Here is a 271-nt window from a genome sequence, read left to right as displayed (position 1 = left end):
CGGCCTGACCGCGGTGGTCGGGCTCGAGGACGTGGTGGTGGTCTCGACCCCCGACGCGGTGCTGGTCGCCTCCAAGGCGCATTCCGGTCAGGTGAAGGAACTGGTCAACGCCCTGCGGGCGAAGGGCGAGCCGGAGGCGGACGCGCATCTGCGGATGTACCGGCCCTGGGGCTGGTACCAGCGGATCGACATCGGCGAGCGATTCCAGGTGAAGCGGATCCAGGTGGTGCCGGGCGGACGGCTGTCGCTGCAGAAGCACTACCACCGGGCC

1 pseudogene is annotated in these 271 nt (G+C 70.1%); it reads left to right on the top strand.

Features of this window, described 5'->3' with window-relative positions:
* Positions 1 to 271 (top strand): annotated as a pseudogene (gene cpsB, locus OXS27_RS32515) (mannose-1-phosphate guanylyltransferase/mannose-6-phosphate isomerase); the annotation flags it as partial.

The organism is Methylobacterium sp. GC_Met_3 (assembly GCF_026540775.1).
Taxonomy (GTDB): Bacteria; Pseudomonadota; Alphaproteobacteria; order Rhizobiales; family Beijerinckiaceae; genus Methylobacterium.
Note: the sequence above shows the minus strand (reverse complement) of the source record. Positions and strands in the feature narration are given on the sequence as shown.